The organism is Streptomyces sp. NPDC048211 (assembly GCF_043202315.1).
Classification (GTDB): Bacteria; Actinomycetota; Actinomycetes; order Streptomycetales; family Streptomycetaceae; genus Streptomyces.
Map to the genome: position 1 here is coordinate 221,614 of NZ_JBIDAD010000002.1, position 12,818 is coordinate 234,431.

At 68.1% G+C, this 12,818-nt stretch carries 22 protein-coding genes; 18 read left to right on the forward strand and 4 right to left on the reverse strand.

What is annotated here, in order from left to right:
- Positions 1 to 28: 28 nt before the first annotated feature.
- From ACGFZA_RS07795 to ACGFZA_RS07820, 6 genes are read left to right on the forward strand one after another with little or no spacing between them, the layout of a single operon-like run.
- A complete protein-coding gene (locus ACGFZA_RS07795) occupies positions 29 to 256 on the forward strand; it encodes a hypothetical protein (RefSeq protein WP_393678031.1) in 228 nt (75 codons plus the stop codon).
- A complete protein-coding gene (locus ACGFZA_RS07800; protein WP_393678033.1) occupies positions 253 to 636 on the forward strand; it encodes a hypothetical protein in 384 nt (127 codons plus the stop codon). The genes ACGFZA_RS07795 and ACGFZA_RS07800 overlap by 4 nt, the downstream gene beginning before the upstream one ends.
- Positions 633 to 827, forward strand: a complete 195-nt coding sequence (locus tag ACGFZA_RS07805; protein WP_393678035.1) for a hypothetical protein — start codon at positions 633 to 635, stop codon at positions 825 to 827. Before ACGFZA_RS07800 ends, ACGFZA_RS07805 begins: the two co-directional genes overlap by 4 nt.
- Positions 824 to 1,357: a hypothetical protein gene (locus ACGFZA_RS07810; RefSeq protein WP_393678037.1), complete on the forward strand. Its 534-nt coding sequence runs from the start codon at positions 824 to 826 to the stop codon at positions 1,355 to 1,357. The genes ACGFZA_RS07805 and ACGFZA_RS07810 overlap by 4 nt, the downstream gene beginning before the upstream one ends.
- A gap of 1 nt (position 1,358) precedes the next feature.
- Positions 1,359 to 1,742, forward strand: a complete 384-nt coding sequence (locus tag ACGFZA_RS07815) for a DUF4326 domain-containing protein (RefSeq protein ID WP_393678039.1) — start codon at positions 1,359 to 1,361, stop codon at positions 1,740 to 1,742.
- A 2-nt stretch (positions 1,743 to 1,744) separates the two neighbouring features.
- On the forward strand, positions 1,745 to 1,978 hold the full coding sequence (locus tag ACGFZA_RS07820) for a hypothetical protein (RefSeq protein ID WP_393678041.1): 234 nt from the start codon (positions 1,745 to 1,747) through the stop codon (positions 1,976 to 1,978).
- A 655-nt stretch (positions 1,979 to 2,633) separates the two neighbouring features.
- On the opposite strand, the gene ACGFZA_RS07825 is transcribed toward ACGFZA_RS07820, so the two are convergent.
- Genes ACGFZA_RS07825 through ACGFZA_RS07840 form a run of 4 tightly spaced genes read right to left on the reverse strand, consistent with a single transcriptional unit; the run spans position 2,634 to position 6,991 of the window.
- Positions 2,634 to 4,325 (reverse strand): hypothetical protein, encoded by a 1,692-nt coding sequence (locus ACGFZA_RS07825; RefSeq protein WP_393678043.1) that lies wholly within the window; start codon positions 4,323 to 4,325, stop codon positions 2,634 to 2,636.
- 17 nt (positions 4,326 to 4,342) lie between these two features.
- Positions 4,343 to 5,593, reverse strand: coding sequence for a PBSX family phage terminase large subunit (locus ACGFZA_RS07830; RefSeq protein ID WP_393678045.1), 1,251 nt, complete (start codon positions 5,591 to 5,593; stop codon positions 4,343 to 4,345).
- Positions 5,594 to 5,595: 2 nt separating this feature from the next.
- Complete coding sequence (locus tag ACGFZA_RS07835) at positions 5,596 to 6,126, reverse strand: hypothetical protein (protein WP_393678047.1); 531 nt, start codon at positions 6,124 to 6,126, stop codon at positions 5,596 to 5,598.
- On the reverse strand, positions 6,119 to 6,991 hold the full coding sequence (locus tag ACGFZA_RS07840; RefSeq protein ID WP_393678049.1) for a hypothetical protein: 873 nt from the start codon (positions 6,989 to 6,991) through the stop codon (positions 6,119 to 6,121). Before ACGFZA_RS07840 ends, ACGFZA_RS07835 begins: the two co-directional genes overlap by 8 nt.
- A 153-nt stretch (positions 6,992 to 7,144) precedes the next feature.
- Between ACGFZA_RS07840 and ACGFZA_RS07845 the strand changes: the two genes are divergently transcribed.
- From ACGFZA_RS07845 to ACGFZA_RS07900, 12 genes are all read left to right on the forward strand, one after another.
- On the forward strand, positions 7,145 to 7,939 hold the full coding sequence (locus tag ACGFZA_RS07845) for a hypothetical protein (RefSeq protein ID WP_393678051.1): 795 nt from the start codon (positions 7,145 to 7,147) through the stop codon (positions 7,937 to 7,939).
- Positions 7,940 to 7,954: 15 nt separating this feature from the next.
- Positions 7,955 to 8,812, forward strand: coding sequence for a P22 phage major capsid protein family protein (locus tag ACGFZA_RS07850; RefSeq protein ID WP_393678053.1), 858 nt, complete (start codon positions 7,955 to 7,957; stop codon positions 8,810 to 8,812).
- A gap of 57 nt (positions 8,813 to 8,869) precedes the next feature.
- On the forward strand, positions 8,870 to 9,247 hold the full coding sequence (locus ACGFZA_RS07855; protein WP_393678055.1) for a hypothetical protein: 378 nt from the start codon (positions 8,870 to 8,872) through the stop codon (positions 9,245 to 9,247).
- Positions 9,247 to 9,597, forward strand: coding sequence for a hypothetical protein (locus tag ACGFZA_RS07860; RefSeq protein ID WP_393678057.1), 351 nt, complete (start codon positions 9,247 to 9,249; stop codon positions 9,595 to 9,597). Before ACGFZA_RS07855 ends, ACGFZA_RS07860 begins: the two co-directional genes overlap by 1 nt.
- Positions 9,598 to 9,599: 2 nt before the next feature.
- Positions 9,600 to 9,980, forward strand: a complete 381-nt coding sequence (locus ACGFZA_RS07865) for a hypothetical protein (RefSeq protein WP_393678059.1) — start codon at positions 9,600 to 9,602, stop codon at positions 9,978 to 9,980.
- Positions 9,980 to 10,318, forward strand: a complete 339-nt coding sequence (locus ACGFZA_RS07870; protein ID WP_393678061.1) for a head-tail adaptor protein — start codon at positions 9,980 to 9,982, stop codon at positions 10,316 to 10,318. Before ACGFZA_RS07865 ends, ACGFZA_RS07870 begins: the two co-directional genes overlap by 1 nt.
- Positions 10,315 to 10,638 carry an HK97 gp10 family phage protein gene (locus tag ACGFZA_RS07875; RefSeq protein WP_393678063.1) on the forward strand — a complete coding sequence of 108 codons (324 nt, stop codon included), beginning with the start codon at positions 10,315 to 10,317 and terminating at the stop codon, positions 10,636 to 10,638. Before ACGFZA_RS07870 ends, ACGFZA_RS07875 begins: the two co-directional genes overlap by 4 nt.
- Positions 10,638 to 10,850, forward strand: coding sequence for a hypothetical protein (locus ACGFZA_RS07880; protein ID WP_393678065.1), 213 nt, complete (start codon positions 10,638 to 10,640; stop codon positions 10,848 to 10,850). The genes ACGFZA_RS07875 and ACGFZA_RS07880 overlap by 1 nt, the downstream gene beginning before the upstream one ends.
- Before the next feature lie 2 nt (positions 10,851 to 10,852).
- Positions 10,853 to 11,284 (forward strand): hypothetical protein, encoded by a 432-nt coding sequence (locus ACGFZA_RS07885; protein ID WP_393678067.1) that lies wholly within the window; start codon positions 10,853 to 10,855, stop codon positions 11,282 to 11,284.
- A gap of 10 nt (positions 11,285 to 11,294) precedes the next feature.
- A complete protein-coding gene (locus ACGFZA_RS07890; protein WP_393678069.1) occupies positions 11,295 to 11,885 on the forward strand; it encodes a phage tail protein in 591 nt (196 codons plus the stop codon).
- 104 nt (positions 11,886 to 11,989) lie between these two features.
- Positions 11,990 to 12,403: a hypothetical protein gene (locus tag ACGFZA_RS07895; protein ID WP_393678071.1), complete on the forward strand. Its 414-nt coding sequence runs from the start codon at positions 11,990 to 11,992 to the stop codon at positions 12,401 to 12,403.
- A 14-nt stretch (positions 12,404 to 12,417) separates the two neighbouring features.
- Positions 12,418 to 12,807 carry a hypothetical protein gene (locus tag ACGFZA_RS07900; RefSeq protein ID WP_393678073.1) on the forward strand — a complete coding sequence of 130 codons (390 nt, stop codon included), beginning with the start codon at positions 12,418 to 12,420 and terminating at the stop codon, positions 12,805 to 12,807.
- The last annotated feature ends 11 nt before the right edge of the window (positions 12,808 to 12,818 follow it).

Sequence of the window (12,818 nt, forward strand, 5' to 3'; positions counted from 1 at the left end):
ACTCACCCACCCCGAAGGAGAACTGACCATGGCCGACAGCGCCCGCCGTGACGATGCACACGCCGCGACCGAACACATTGTGCGGGAGATGACCGAAGCCCAGCTGAATCGTGCCGGAATTCAGGCGGACTACTGGCACGGAGGCCCGACGTACTACCGCGACGGGCATGAGATCGACCCGTGCGAGAAGGTGCTGGTTCCGGCCGCCGCCTCCGACGCTCCAGACTGCATCTGCCCGAGGGGGACGCAGCGATGACCGCACCCACACCTCGATCGTGCTGCAAGACCGGCGCCTGCTTCACCTGCAAGTTCTGGGAGGAGAAGACTCGCTGGGCGGAGAGCGGCGAGATGCCCGCCATAGGCCGGCACGCTGCTGCCCCGGTCGCCCGAGTAGACGGCTGGCACTACATCGTCAAGCCTCTCGATACAACCAGCCCGCCCCAGTTTCTTGGCTTCAGCGGCGCCATGTTCACGTTCCGGTTCGCCGACGGCCGGCAGCTCACATCCAACGACGTGATGTGCCAGGGCGAGATCCCCACCCATTTTCGGGACCGGCTCCCGGACAACGCCGTCATCGTCCCGCAGACCCTGCCGCGGGCCACGGTCCCGTTCGGGGAGTTCGAGGGCCTGTCGTGAGCGCCGTCATCCGTCACCAGACGGCCCCGAACCCGGACGGCTGCCGGTGGTGCGGTACCGCCCGCCATCACCACGGCCGCCGCTACGTCGCCTCCCAGGGCGCACACGCCTGGGAGCAGCCCACCAACACCCAACGCCTCGCCCGCATGCGCGCCCGGAGTGCAGCCCGAACCCGCAAGGAGACGCCGTGACCGCCTGGCCGTTCGATACCGACGCGAAGCGGAACGACCCGCTCACCGTGCTCCGCATCCCCGTCGTCACCAGCTTCAAGCCCAGGTGGAAGTACATCGCCGCCTACATCGACGTCGACACCAGCAAGTACAGCTGGGGCAGTACCGAACGCCCCACCGACGCCGAAGCAGAGATGATCGGAAGCTTCATCGAGGAGTACAAGCACCACTGGTTCCGGGAGAGCTACCACCGCAAGCTCGCCGAACGCCCCCTAGATGTCGACTCCGGTTGCAACACCACGATCTTCATCAAGTACGGGCCCGACGACTGGGGATACCGGCGCTGCTCATGGGAGCACGGGCCGCTCTTCGTTCCCTCTGGCCCGACCCTGCGCGGCACCAAGCACGAGTACGCCAAGAACGCTGGCCCGCTGTCTCTAGAGCAGGTCATGGACCTGTGCCACACGGTCAGCGAGGAGCCGATGCCGCACTGGCTGAAGTGGAAAGCCGACCACTCCGAGATCTTTCCCGCCACCCCGAAGGAGTCCTGACGTGCCGACCCGTATCCAGCGCCGCCGCATCAAGGGATGGCGCGCCCCGGCCGACGCCGCCTACGTCGGGCGTGGCACCCCGTTCGGGAACCCGTGGACCGTCATCGCCACCTCCACCGGCACCGGCTGGGCAGTCCAGTGGGCCGGTCACGCCAACCAGTACAAGCCCCTCGGCTACAACGACCACATCCTCGCCAACAGCCAGGCCGACGCCCACGCCCTCGCCGTCGAGCTGTACGAGACGTGGGTTCACACCCACCCCACCCTCCTGGACCGGATCACCCGCGACCTCCACGGCAGGGACCTCATGTGCTGGTGCGCCGAACCCCTGCCCTGCCACGTTGCCGTCCTACTCGACCTTGCCAACGCCCCAAAGGAATCCTGACCATGACCGACCAGCCCACGCCGATCATGTTCGCCTGGTGCTTCTCCCACGGACGTCTCCACCGGTTCCACCCCGAGGACCCCTGGTGCACCGCCACGTGGATCGCGTTCACCGCCACCACCGAGGGAGACGCCCTCGCCGCCAAGCGCGAGGCATACGGCGACGCGGAGTTCCTTCACCACCTCCCGGCAGTACAGCAGTTGGAGGTCATCGAGACGGCGCGGGCGCGCCAGTGACTGGCCCCCGTCTCGTCGGGCCCGTCGCCTGTCGGTGGCGGGCCCGCACCCTCCCCGACACTCCCCGCCTGGGAAGAGACCAGCGCCGAAGCCGCCCGCGCCGACGACCGCTACTGGGATACCCGCTACGACAACGACGACGAGTAAGACGTGCGAACCAGCACCCAGCAAGCAACCGGCCCGCCCCAACTCGGGGCGGGCCTTCGCACGTCAGTCGATGAACGAGCCATCACGCCGGCGCTCATGCCGGGACATGAGGTGGCGGCATTGCGGGCAGTTGCGCATCGCGCCCCGCTTCACCGCCCACGAAATCCCGCACGTCATCAAATGCATGAACCCCACCGCCCAGTTCTGCCCCATCCGGGCCAGCCCCGGCTTCGTACACGTCCCGCAATCCCTACAGCCGGCCATGCCACCCCCTCCACGCTCAGTCGTCCGCCGAGCGTAGGGGAACGCCGATCGCGGGGAAGGCTGTTGGTGAGATCCCACCCAAGGAGGTGATCATCACTGTGGCCAGGCAGCACCGATTCGCATCCAAAGCACAGTGGCGTTGGGCGTTCGCCACGAAGCAGCGCTTCGCCCGCAAATGGGCGCACCGCAACGAGCGACGCGCCCCGTACAAGACACTCCCGCGCCGGAGGGCAGCGCGCCGCCGCTAAGCGGCCAGCTTCTCCTCCGAGCCCCCGCCCTTCAGTTCCTCGTCCTGACCCTCGTCCGCGCCAACATCCGGCTCGCCGTCGTCGACCTGTTCCTCGTCGTTCAGCTCGCCAGGCTCCCTGCCGCGGGTGTTGAACGGGTCGCCGGCCGGGACCGGCGCCGACTTGTCCTCGCGGATCCGCTGCACCTCGGCCATGACCTCTGCGTCATCCCACGACGGTTCGCGCATCTTCACCTTCATGAACGTGGAGATCGCCCCAGCCGAATCGAACAGCGACAGGGCCCGCGCGGTGGCCTCCTGGTCCGGCTGAACCGCCTGCGGCCACGACGCGGTCAGCTCTGCGGCCGGGTCGAGGCCCTTCGCCCCGCAGTGCGTGACGTCGACCATCATCATCGTCGTCAGGAACTCGATGAGCGCCGGCCGCTGGTAAAGGATCTTCGTGCCCCTGGTGGTCAGCGACTCCTCCTTGCGGGCCACAACCTCAGTGGCCGTCGCCGCGATCGTCCCCGCCTCACCGAAGCCTTGCGCCGAGTACCCGGCCGACGACAGGATCTGCAGGCGCAGCGCCTTCGTCGTGCGCTCATGCTCCTCCACCCGGATCTTGAACTGGACCTCGGTGATGGAGTCCCTCATCGTCTCCGCACCCAGCAGCCCAGACAGGGCGACGATCAGCTCCTTGTCCAGGTCGAAGGTGGCGCCCTGGCCGGGCCCGGCCGTGTCGAGCATCGTCTGCGGCACCACCACCCGGGCCTTGCCCAGGCGCAGGTCCCGCATCCACGACGTCCACGACTCGTCCAGGGCATCCATCATCGGCTCGATCCCGGCGAAGTCAGAGCGTCCCAACGCCGCCGTGCCAGGCAGCCCGTCCCACACCCGGTTCGGCAACAGGTTCGGCATGTGCGTGATCAACAGCCGGGGGATCCCCGTCGACTGCCTGCCTTCGCCGTCCGTGCGCTTCGCGAGGTACTCGGAGTCCGGGTGGTCGCCCAAATCCATGCGCTGGCCGAGCGTGCCCGTGTCACCCCGGTACAGCCCGTACTCGATCACGCCCGGTGTGTGGTGCTCCAGCAGCCGCCACACCTCGCTGCCGTCCTTCACCGGGTCCAGCTCCCGCCACACCGTCGCCGCCGCCAAGGCGCCCCACCGCCACTCCGGGACAACCGCATCCGGGGCAATCACGTCCGGCCACGGCCGGGGCCGCAAGTCCGTGTCCCACACGACCCGCAGGAACACGTTGGACAAGCCTGCGGCCAGCTCGGCCCCCTCCCGGAGCTTGGCGTGGCCGCGGTCGTCGAGGTACCGGCCAATCTGCGCCTGGGTTGTCTTGGCCGTCGCCGCATCCGTCGAATCGTTGTCCACGGTCACCTGCGGCACATCAGCCCACAGTAGGTTCGCGGACATCTCGGCAATGTCCGCACCGATCGGAACGTGGAGCTTGGCGGCCTGCTGGCCCGGAGAGGGCTCCTGCCCCCAGAACATGCGCAGCCCATCCCCGCCAGCCCGCCGCTGGTCCGCCTCGAAAAACTGGCGGGCCACAGAGTTCGCCCGATAGTTCGCCGGCCCGCCGTACACCGCGGCCAGGTGATCGGTGTTGCCGGAGTACCAAGCCCGCCACATGTCCATGTCGGAGTGCGGAATCTCCAAAGCGGGCGGCGGCCATGGGGTCTTCCCAGGCAGAGGCAGCGGCATGAGAGGTCCTCTCAGGGTTAGGCGGCGAGGGCGAGCTGGCGCTGCCACAGGGCGCGGGTTGTGAAGATCGCGTAGCGGAGGGCGTCGACACCGTGGTCGGCGACCTTGATGGGGCGTTCCTCGCCGCGTAGGGCGGCTTGGTCGTCCCAGGAGTAGCCGCCGATCTCGGTGATGAGGTCCTTGCAGGAGGCGTGGACGAGGAGCTTGTTCGCGGCGAGGAGGGACGACACGGTGCGGATGCCGTCCATGACGTCGTTCTTCGCCGCGGTCGGGGTGAGCTTGTCCCGGCGTAGCTGCGTACTGAAGCTTGCCGCGGATGGGTCGACGGTGACGAACTGCGGACGGACTGGGCCGATTCCGGGAACGTCACCGAGCCAGGCCCGCATGCGCTGGGAGTACTCGCCATCGGTGAGCTGCTTCTTGTGCTGCCGGGAGTCGTATCGCCAGTCCGCTGCCGCGTACAGCTTCCGATCGGCACCCAGGCCGAGGAGGACGGCGTGGAACGGGTTCTTCGTTCCGTAGTCGACACCCAGGCTGATCCAACGGTGGATGCCAGCCTTCGGTAGCGCGGTGACGATGTGCCGGTCCCGGTCCCAGGCGTCGTAGATGGCACCCTCGGCGGCCACCCACTCCCCGAGGATGAAGCGGCGGTAGAACAAGCCCTCATGCATGGCCTTGATGTCGCGGACGTAGTCCTCGTCGAGGAACGGATTGTCGTCGATCGTGAAGCTGAAGCGCCTGAGCGGTTTCGTGCCCTCCTGTGACAACCAGTCCCGCATGAACCAGTGCGCCGGGTTATCCGGGTTGGTGGTGCAGAACAGTTGGGCCCCGCGGACGGACATGCGGCCCAGGAGCTGCTCGAAGAACACCTGCGGGACCAGGGTCACCTCGTCCACGTAGGCCCCGCACAACGTCATGCCACGAATTTTCGGCTCGGACTTGGCGTCGTTCGCGCCGATGACGTGGATGAGCCGGCCAAGGATTGTCGCGGTCGGTGCGCCGGGCGTGTAGTGGATTAGCTTGCTGAGCTCCCCGAACAGGGCTGGATCCTGGAGCGGCAGGAACAGGTTGCGGTGGATTGTCTGCGATGTCTTGCCGATGATCACCAGCTCGCCTGTGGTCGGCGCGTTCGCAATGAAGATCAGCCACTTCAGCAGCGAAGCTATCGTCTTCCCCGACCGGATCGCACCTTCCCAGCAAGAGATCTTCGTCGTTGACTCGGCAACAGACCGGATCTGCTTGCGTGAGAGCGGCAACGTATCCAGCACGGCTACGCCTGCTCGCCCTCGGCCTGCTGCTCCTCCGCGCTGTCAGCTGAGCGCGAGTACGCGGCCAAGGCCTCGCCCAGGCTGCCCAGCATCGACTTTGCCGCGTCCAGGCCCGACGACTCCTCAGCCGGGGCCAACTTCAGCGACCGGTCGATGGCCATGCCGGCCGCGCCCATCAGGGCCCGCTTGTCACCCGGTGTGGGCTCGTCGGCGAGCTTGTCGTCGTAGTCGTGGTCCTTGCCGCCCCAGTCCCAGTACAGGTGGGGCTGCCAGATCTGGGCGCGCAGCTTCTCCGCATCGGTGATGAGGTCCTCGGCGAGGAGCGACCTGCGCTCGGCAAGGTCGGCGAGGCGCGCCGCAGTTGCGGCCTGGATCTTCGACCGGTCAAACGTGAGCCCGAGGCGTGCGGCGGTTCGGGAGACGGCGGCGGGTGCGATGTCCATTTCGCGGGCGATGGCGTTACGCCCGAGCCCGTCGGCGTGCAGGGCGCGCAAGGTCTCCCACTTGTCCTTGCCCATGTATCCGTCAGACATTGCGACCTCCTGGGCGGGCGTACTGGCGCAGCAGGGCGGGCAGCGGGGTGCCGTCGACCTGCCAGTCGGGGGAGTAGGGGAGCAGCCAGCAGCGGCAGTGCGGGTGCCGCGGAGGACCCTCCAGTGGCGTCGGGAACACTGTCCGTGCCGGGTTGAGGCTGAGGCCGCCCGGGAACCTTTGGCCAGGTCGGACGCTGCGGCCTGCGTATGCGGCACAGGCAGCACAGGCACCGGGTTCGGCCACCCACAGCTGGCGGATCGTGGGTCCGATTGCTGCGGCTACGGCGGCTACGGCGTGGGCGGCAGCGCTGGTGACGGCAACGGCGGCGTGCCGGGTGATGCGGCCGACGGCGCGCCGGGCCCGGTTGAACACCCCTGTCACCCCGGCGAGCCCGAGCGCGGTCAGGTTCGCCGCTGTTAGCAGCGCTACGGCGTGCTGGCGTTCCTCTTCGACGGCTGCGGGTACGGCGTCGGCGGCTGCTGCGGCCTCGGGGCCGATGGTGGGCTGGTTGTAGGGGGTGGGTTGGGCTCGCATGGCGGCGGCGAGCGCGGACGCCTGCTGGGCGCTGACGTGCGCGGCGTTGAACGCTGCCTGCCGGATTACGTCCCGGGCTTCCGCCCCGGCACCCCGGAACGCTTCAGTGAGCGCCTTCTTGATGGCGGCAATGAAGCGTTGGAGGGCGGTCGTTGTTGGTGCGCCTCGGTCGGTGGCTTGGACCCATTGTCGGGTGGCGTCGCGTTGGGCTGCGGCGATGGCCATGGCGAGGGGTTGCCCGGCTGCGTTGGCGGCTCGTTGCTCGATGCGGCGGAGGGCGGCGGGCTGTTGGCGTGCTGCTGCGGCGATTTGGTTGCTGCTGACTGCCATCCCCCACCCCTCCCAGCCTTTGAATCTAAGGACATCTTGCGCTATGACCTTCGATTGTGCAGCATTGGAGTGGGTTCAGGGTTAACATCTGGGTCAACACGCCAGCGGACAAGGCGCCGCAACAACGTGTAGGCCGCCCAAGGAGGCACCGAGATGAGCACCCCCGCCCAGCCCGCAGCACCCGAGGGAACGACCCCGGACACCGGCACCCAGCCGGCCACCCCGCCCGCACCCCCGGCCGCACCGACTCCGCCAGAGCCGGCCGCACCCGCCACGCCCGAACCGGCCACCGAGCCGAAGCCCGCCGACGAACCCAAGGGGAAGACCCCGGAGTTCAAGGGCGACTTCGACCCGGCCAAGTTCGAGCGCCTCGTCGAAAACCTCCGAGGCGACGTCGCAGCCGAGAAGGCCAAGCGCGAAGCCCTGGAACAGAAGGCCAAGGACGACCAGGACACCCTCATGAAGCGGGTGGCCAAGGCGTTCGGACTGGAAACCGACGAAGCGAAACCGCCCACCCCCGAAGAGCTCGCCCAGCAACTGGCCGAGGAGCAGGCCCGGACCAAGGCGTCCGACGATCGCGCCCGCCAGACAGAGGTCGAACTCGCCGTCTACAAGACGGCATCGAGGCACGGCGGCGACCCCGACGCACTCCTCGACTCCCGCGCTTTCGCCAACGCCATCGCCAAGCTCGACCCCAGCTCGGACGGGCTCGACGCCGCGGTCGGCGATGCGGTGAAGGCGGCAGTCGAGGCCAACTCCAAGCTCGCGGCCAAGGCGCCGGAGCCGAAGGGGCCGGAGCCCACCCCCGCAGGTGGGGCGCCGATGGACGGGGCTGGCGGCGGAAAGCGGCAACTGGGCGAAGCGGACCGCAAGCGCATGACCCCCGAACAGATCGCCAAAGCCGTCAAGGAAGGCCGGTTCGCCGCCTACCTGGGTGGCGGAGGCTGACCCTAGGAGCCTCCCTTGTCTGTCGCCAACTTCAAGCCGGAGATCTGGAGCGCCATGCTCCTCGACGCTCTCCGGAACTCGCTCGTCTACGCCCAGCCGCAGCTCGTCAACAGCGACTACGAGGGCGAGATCGCCAACTACGGCCAGTCGGTGCACATCACGACGATCGGCGACCCGACGGTCAGCGACTACGACCCCAACGTCTCCCTCAACTACGAGGACATCGAGACCGCCGGCGTCGACCTGATCATCGACCGGAAGAAGTTCTTCGCGTTCAAGCTGGACGACGTCGACAAGGCCCAGGCCCGCGTCAACCCGATGACGAAGATGGCGCAGAACTCGGCGTACAAGATGCGCGACGCGGCGGACAGCTACGTGGCGAACCTCTACACCGGGGTCGCGACCGCCAACACCGTCGGATCCACCGGGGCGCCGGTCAACACGTTCACGACCCCGACGGACGCCTACAACAAGGTCCTCATTCCGCTCCGGGCCAAGCTGAATCGTGCCAGCGCCCCCACCGAGGGCCGCTACGCGGTGATCACCCCGGAGCTCGAAGCGTCCTTGCTGCAGGACGACCGCTTCGTCCGTGCGGACGCGAGCGGCTCCAGCGAGGGCCTCCGCAACGGGTACATCGGCCGCGCCGCGGGCTTCGACATCCTCATGTCGAACAACGCGCCCAACCCGACCGGTGACACCCAGGTCATCCAGGCCGGCTACCCGGGCGCCATCACCTACGCGGATCAGATCCTGGAGACCGAGGCACTGCGCCTGCAGGACACCATCGCGGACGCGATCCGTGGCCTCCACGTGTACGGGGCGAAGCTCCTGCGCCCGACCGGCATCGCCGTGGCGTTCATCGACCCGGCGTAGTCCTCCGCCGATGTGATCCTCGTCGCCGCCTCAGACCCAGACCCCGGGAGTCCTTCCATGCCTCGCACTGCTGTCACGTACACGCCCCTCGTCCCGAACGGTCACCTCACCGACCCGGCCGGGACCACGATCGATTCGACGCTCGTCACCAACGGTGTCGTCATCAACAACGTCGACCCCGAGCACACGCTCATCAGGGTCACGAACACGCACTCGTCCGCGCACAACGTGACGGTCAAGGCCGGAACGGGAAGCGCCGCCTGGATGGCGGGGCAGGGCGACCTTGTCCAGTCCGTCGCGCTCACCACGGGTGTCGAGTTCTTCGGCCCGTTCACGTCGGCACGCTTCCAGCAGCAGGGCACGAAGATGTTCGTGGACTTCGCGTCCGGGCACACCGGCGCGATCACGGTCTTCAAGCTGCCCCGGGCTCTCTGATGGCGGCCCGCGAGTACCGGGGCGCGGGCGGCCTGAGCCTGCACCTGGACGAGCCGCTGTCCGACGAGATGCGCAAGCAGGTCGACAGCGGGCACCTTGTCCCCGTCGGCGCGCCCGAGGTCGAGCCCAAGGCGAAGGCTCCTGCAAAGCAGGAGACCGTTGTCGACGATGCTCCGAAGCGGCCGGGTGCGAATGCCAAGGCGGAGACGTGGCAGGCCTACGCCGTCGCCCTCGGCATGGACCCGGAGCAGGCCAAGGACGCCACCAAGGCCGACTGTCAGGACTACGCCCAGGTCGTCGAAGAGTCCCGCGCCGAACAGTCGGGCGACAACGCTGAGACGACGGAGTAGCAGTGGCCTACGCGTCCGAAGCCGACCTCGCGGCATGGCTTGCTCCTGAGCCTGCGCCGGCGAATGCGGCACGCCTTCTGGATCTGGCGTCGACTGCGGTCGATGTGGCCCTGTATGGCGTCGCATACGACCGGGATGACCCCGAGGTGCAGGCCGTCCTCGCCAAGGCGACGGTGCGGCAGGCGCATTGGGTGATTGAGCGGGACGACGAGACGGGCGCGCAGGACGACGTACAGGCCATGTCGACGGGCAAGCGCTCGTTCAGCCGCTTCGCTCGCAGTGGCGGGTCGACGTCGTCGGCCACCCCGCGGTTGGCGCCGGGTGCTGTGGATGTGCTGCGAGTGGCCGGACTGCTTGTCATCTATCCGCTGGTGGTGGGCTGATGCCGGGCAATATCGGCCGCCAGACGGTCACCCTGCTCGACGCCCCGCTGGTTGCTGGCGACTACAACGTGGAGATCCGGGACTGGGCTCACGCCACGGAAACCGTGGTGTACGGCTGCACAATCGACTACGCCGCCACCACCGAGTCCAAGGCCGCCGGCGATCAGACGATCACCACGGCCGAACTGTTCATGCCGCGCCGCGCCCCCCGCGTGTCGGAGTGGCAGCGCGTCCGGTGGGACGGGCGCGTCTGGGAGGTCGACGGCGTACCCGACGACACCCAGCAGTCCGGGCGGCTGTCTGGGCAGGCCGTGCGGCTGCTGGAGGTGGCCGGATGAACAGCGACGTGGAGATCTACGACGACGCCATCGACGCCCTCGTCTTCCTTCCCGAGGTCCAGGCGGACCTAGCCGCCCGCATGGACCGGGTGGTGGAGGTCGCCAAGGCGAACGCACCGGTCGACACCGGCCTGTACAGGGCCACGATCCACCGCACTGAGCGGCCCGGTGACGACGGGGCAGTCCATGTTGTCGCACCCGTCCACTACGCGATCTACGTCGAGTACGGCACCCGACAGACCGACCGCAACGGCAGGCGCATCCACCTGCCGCACCACGTACTGGGCAACGCCCTCGATGCCGCAGGAGGCGACCACTGATGGCCGACACCGACCTGATCAAGATGCGACTCACGTTCCCCCGCGGCACGCAGCAGCCCGGGGAGGTCATCGACGTCCGCGCCGACGAGGTGCACCGGTGGAAGGGGTTCGCCGAGCCGGTTGGCGACGCACCCAAGGCTGAGGCCTCAAAGCCGGACGCCGACAAGAACCCGTCGACCGGCAGCGTGCAGCAGAAGGCCGCAGGCAAGTAGCTATGGCCGAACTGCTGATCCTCCCCGACTCGAAGAAGGTCGCGATCGACCTGCTGGGGGCCGCCATGCCCGACGTCCTTGTGACGTCGAAGCTCCCGGAGGGGAAGGCGCTCAACGCCAAGATCCCGGCGGTCAGAGTTCTGAGGATCGGCGGAACCAGCACCATGCGCGGATGGTCCGACCCGGCCACCACTGACCGCCCCAGATTCTCATTCGACTGCTACGCGGATGACGAAGGCGCGGCCATGCGCCTTGCTCTCCGGGTTCGGGCCGAGTGGGAGCTGCTGCCCGGCCGGTCCACCGAGGACGGGATCGTCGCCGGAATCTCGGAAGAGACCGGCCCACAAGACCGACCCGAAGACCTCAATCCCGACGTACCCCGCGTCGGCATGATCCTGGGGATGAGCGTCCGCCCACCCCTCCCGAACAGCTAGGAGGCCCGTCGTGGGCGACTCTGCGAACATCATCGTCGGCACAGCGGGCAAGGCCTACGCCGCACCCGTCGGCAGCACCTTCCCCCTCGGCCCGGAAGCGGTCTGGGGTGAAGATTTCACCGACATGGGGTTCATCACCCCGGACGGTCTCGAAGAGGCCATGGCGGAGGAGCGCACCCAGCTCGATGCGTGGGGTGAGGACGCCCCGGTCGTCGACCTCGCGAAGAAGCGCACCCAGACGTTCAAGCTCACGTTCCGGGAGACGACTGCGCAGCTGCTGGCCCTGTACTACCAGGTGCAGATGGCGTCCATGACGTCGACTGCCGCGGTCACCACGCCGGCGCCCCTGAAGCAGTTCGTCTCCTTCGGTTCCGGCAGCACCCAGGACACGGTGGAGATCGCCCTGGGTCTCGACGTCATCTACGGCGGGAAGCGCCACCGCATCATGGTCGCCCGCGCGGGCGTGTCCGACCGCGGCGCGCTCAAGCACAGCGCGGACGACAGCAGCAACTACGAGCTGACGTTCACCGCGCTCGCAGCCCCGGGCGGCGCCCAGAGCGTGCAGCACTTCATCACCGACGTCGTCCTGCCCACGCCGTAGTCCCTGACTGGTGGTCCGTCGCGCTCATCTCCTGGGCGGGGGCGGCACGACGGACCACCTGACAGCCCCCGCCCCTGTCCCCGCCCAAGCGAAGGAACCACGCCATGAGCAAGCCGAACCGCAAGGTTGTCCGCCTCCAGCAGATGCGCGCCCAGCGCGCCGCTGTCGCGAAGACCCAGTACGTCGACGTCGTCTTCGAGAACGGGGATGGGGTCGAAGAGACCTGCACTTTCCCCGTCCAGGACAACTGGCCGCTGGAGATCATCGAGGAGGTCGAAGAAAAGGGCGGCAACGCCAACATCAACGTCCTCCGCGAGATCGCCACCCCGCCCGAAGCGTTCGACCGCCTCGTCAAGGTCGCCCACCTCACCGTCGGCGAACTCAAGCAGATCATCGAGGAGATGGACGGGGAGGCGGGCACCGACCAGGGGGAAGACTCCGGCTCCTCGCCCTTCTCCGCGAGCACCCCGGAGCCCTCCGCGCCGACATCCAGCGCTACTACCCAGGCCGCCGCCTAGACGAGTTCTGGGCCATGTCCTGGGGCGAAGGCTCCATGAACTGGGCCGAACTCCGCGACCTCGTCGAGGCCCTCCCCGAGGACTCGGCCACCAGGGCAGCATCCGGAGGTGACGTGCAAGGGCGGCGCTGGACGCAGGACACCTACATCCAGGCCGCCACATACAACGCCGTGCTCCTCATGATCCGAGTCCTCTGGGCTGCCCACCTCAAGGGCAATCCACCCGACATGTCGACGATCGACCCACCACAACTGGAGGCCGACGAACGGCAAGTCGAACAGGAGAAGGCGGCAGCCCGGTACAGCGAAGCCGTCCTCGACCAGTACTCGCCAGGCAGAACCCATGACCAGGCGGCCATGGACCACTGGACCCAGCAGATCCGCGAACTCGAAGCGCAACAGTAGGGGAGGGCAGC

Coding starts and splice junctions, on each gene's coding strand:
- ACGFZA_RS07795 (WP_393678031.1), top strand. CDS start 29: ATGGCCGACAGCGCCCGCCGTGACGATGCACACGCCGCGACCGAACAC.
- ACGFZA_RS07800 (WP_393678033.1), top strand. CDS start 253: ATGACCGCACCCACACCTCGATCGTGCTGCAAGACCGGCGCCTGCTTC.
- ACGFZA_RS07820 (WP_393678041.1), top strand. CDS start 1,745: ATGACCGACCAGCCCACGCCGATCATGTTCGCCTGGTGCTTCTCCCAC.
- ACGFZA_RS07825 (WP_393678043.1), bottom strand. CDS start 4,325: ATGCCGCTGCCTCTGCCTGGGAAGACCCCATGGCCGCCGCCCGCTTTG.
- ACGFZA_RS07835 (WP_393678047.1), bottom strand. CDS start 6,126: ATGTCTGACGGATACATGGGCAAGGACAAGTGGGAGACCTTGCGCGCC.
- ACGFZA_RS07840 (WP_393678049.1), bottom strand. CDS start 6,991: ATGGCAGTCAGCAGCAACCAAATCGCCGCAGCAGCACGCCAACAGCCC.
- ACGFZA_RS07845 (WP_393678051.1), top strand. CDS start 7,145: ATGAGCACCCCCGCCCAGCCCGCAGCACCCGAGGGAACGACCCCGGAC.
- ACGFZA_RS07855 (WP_393678055.1), top strand. CDS start 8,870: ATGCCTCGCACTGCTGTCACGTACACGCCCCTCGTCCCGAACGGTCAC.
- ACGFZA_RS07860 (WP_393678057.1), top strand. CDS start 9,247: ATGGCGGCCCGCGAGTACCGGGGCGCGGGCGGCCTGAGCCTGCACCTG.
- ACGFZA_RS07870 (WP_393678061.1), top strand. CDS start 9,980: ATGCCGGGCAATATCGGCCGCCAGACGGTCACCCTGCTCGACGCCCCG.
- ACGFZA_RS07875 (WP_393678063.1), top strand. CDS start 10,315: ATGAACAGCGACGTGGAGATCTACGACGACGCCATCGACGCCCTCGTC.
- ACGFZA_RS07880 (WP_393678065.1), top strand. CDS start 10,638: ATGGCCGACACCGACCTGATCAAGATGCGACTCACGTTCCCCCGCGGC.
- ACGFZA_RS07885 (WP_393678067.1), top strand. CDS start 10,853: ATGGCCGAACTGCTGATCCTCCCCGACTCGAAGAAGGTCGCGATCGAC.
- ACGFZA_RS07895 (WP_393678071.1), top strand. CDS start 11,990: ATGAGCAAGCCGAACCGCAAGGTTGTCCGCCTCCAGCAGATGCGCGCC.
- ACGFZA_RS07900 (WP_393678073.1), top strand. CDS start 12,418: ATGTCCTGGGGCGAAGGCTCCATGAACTGGGCCGAACTCCGCGACCTC.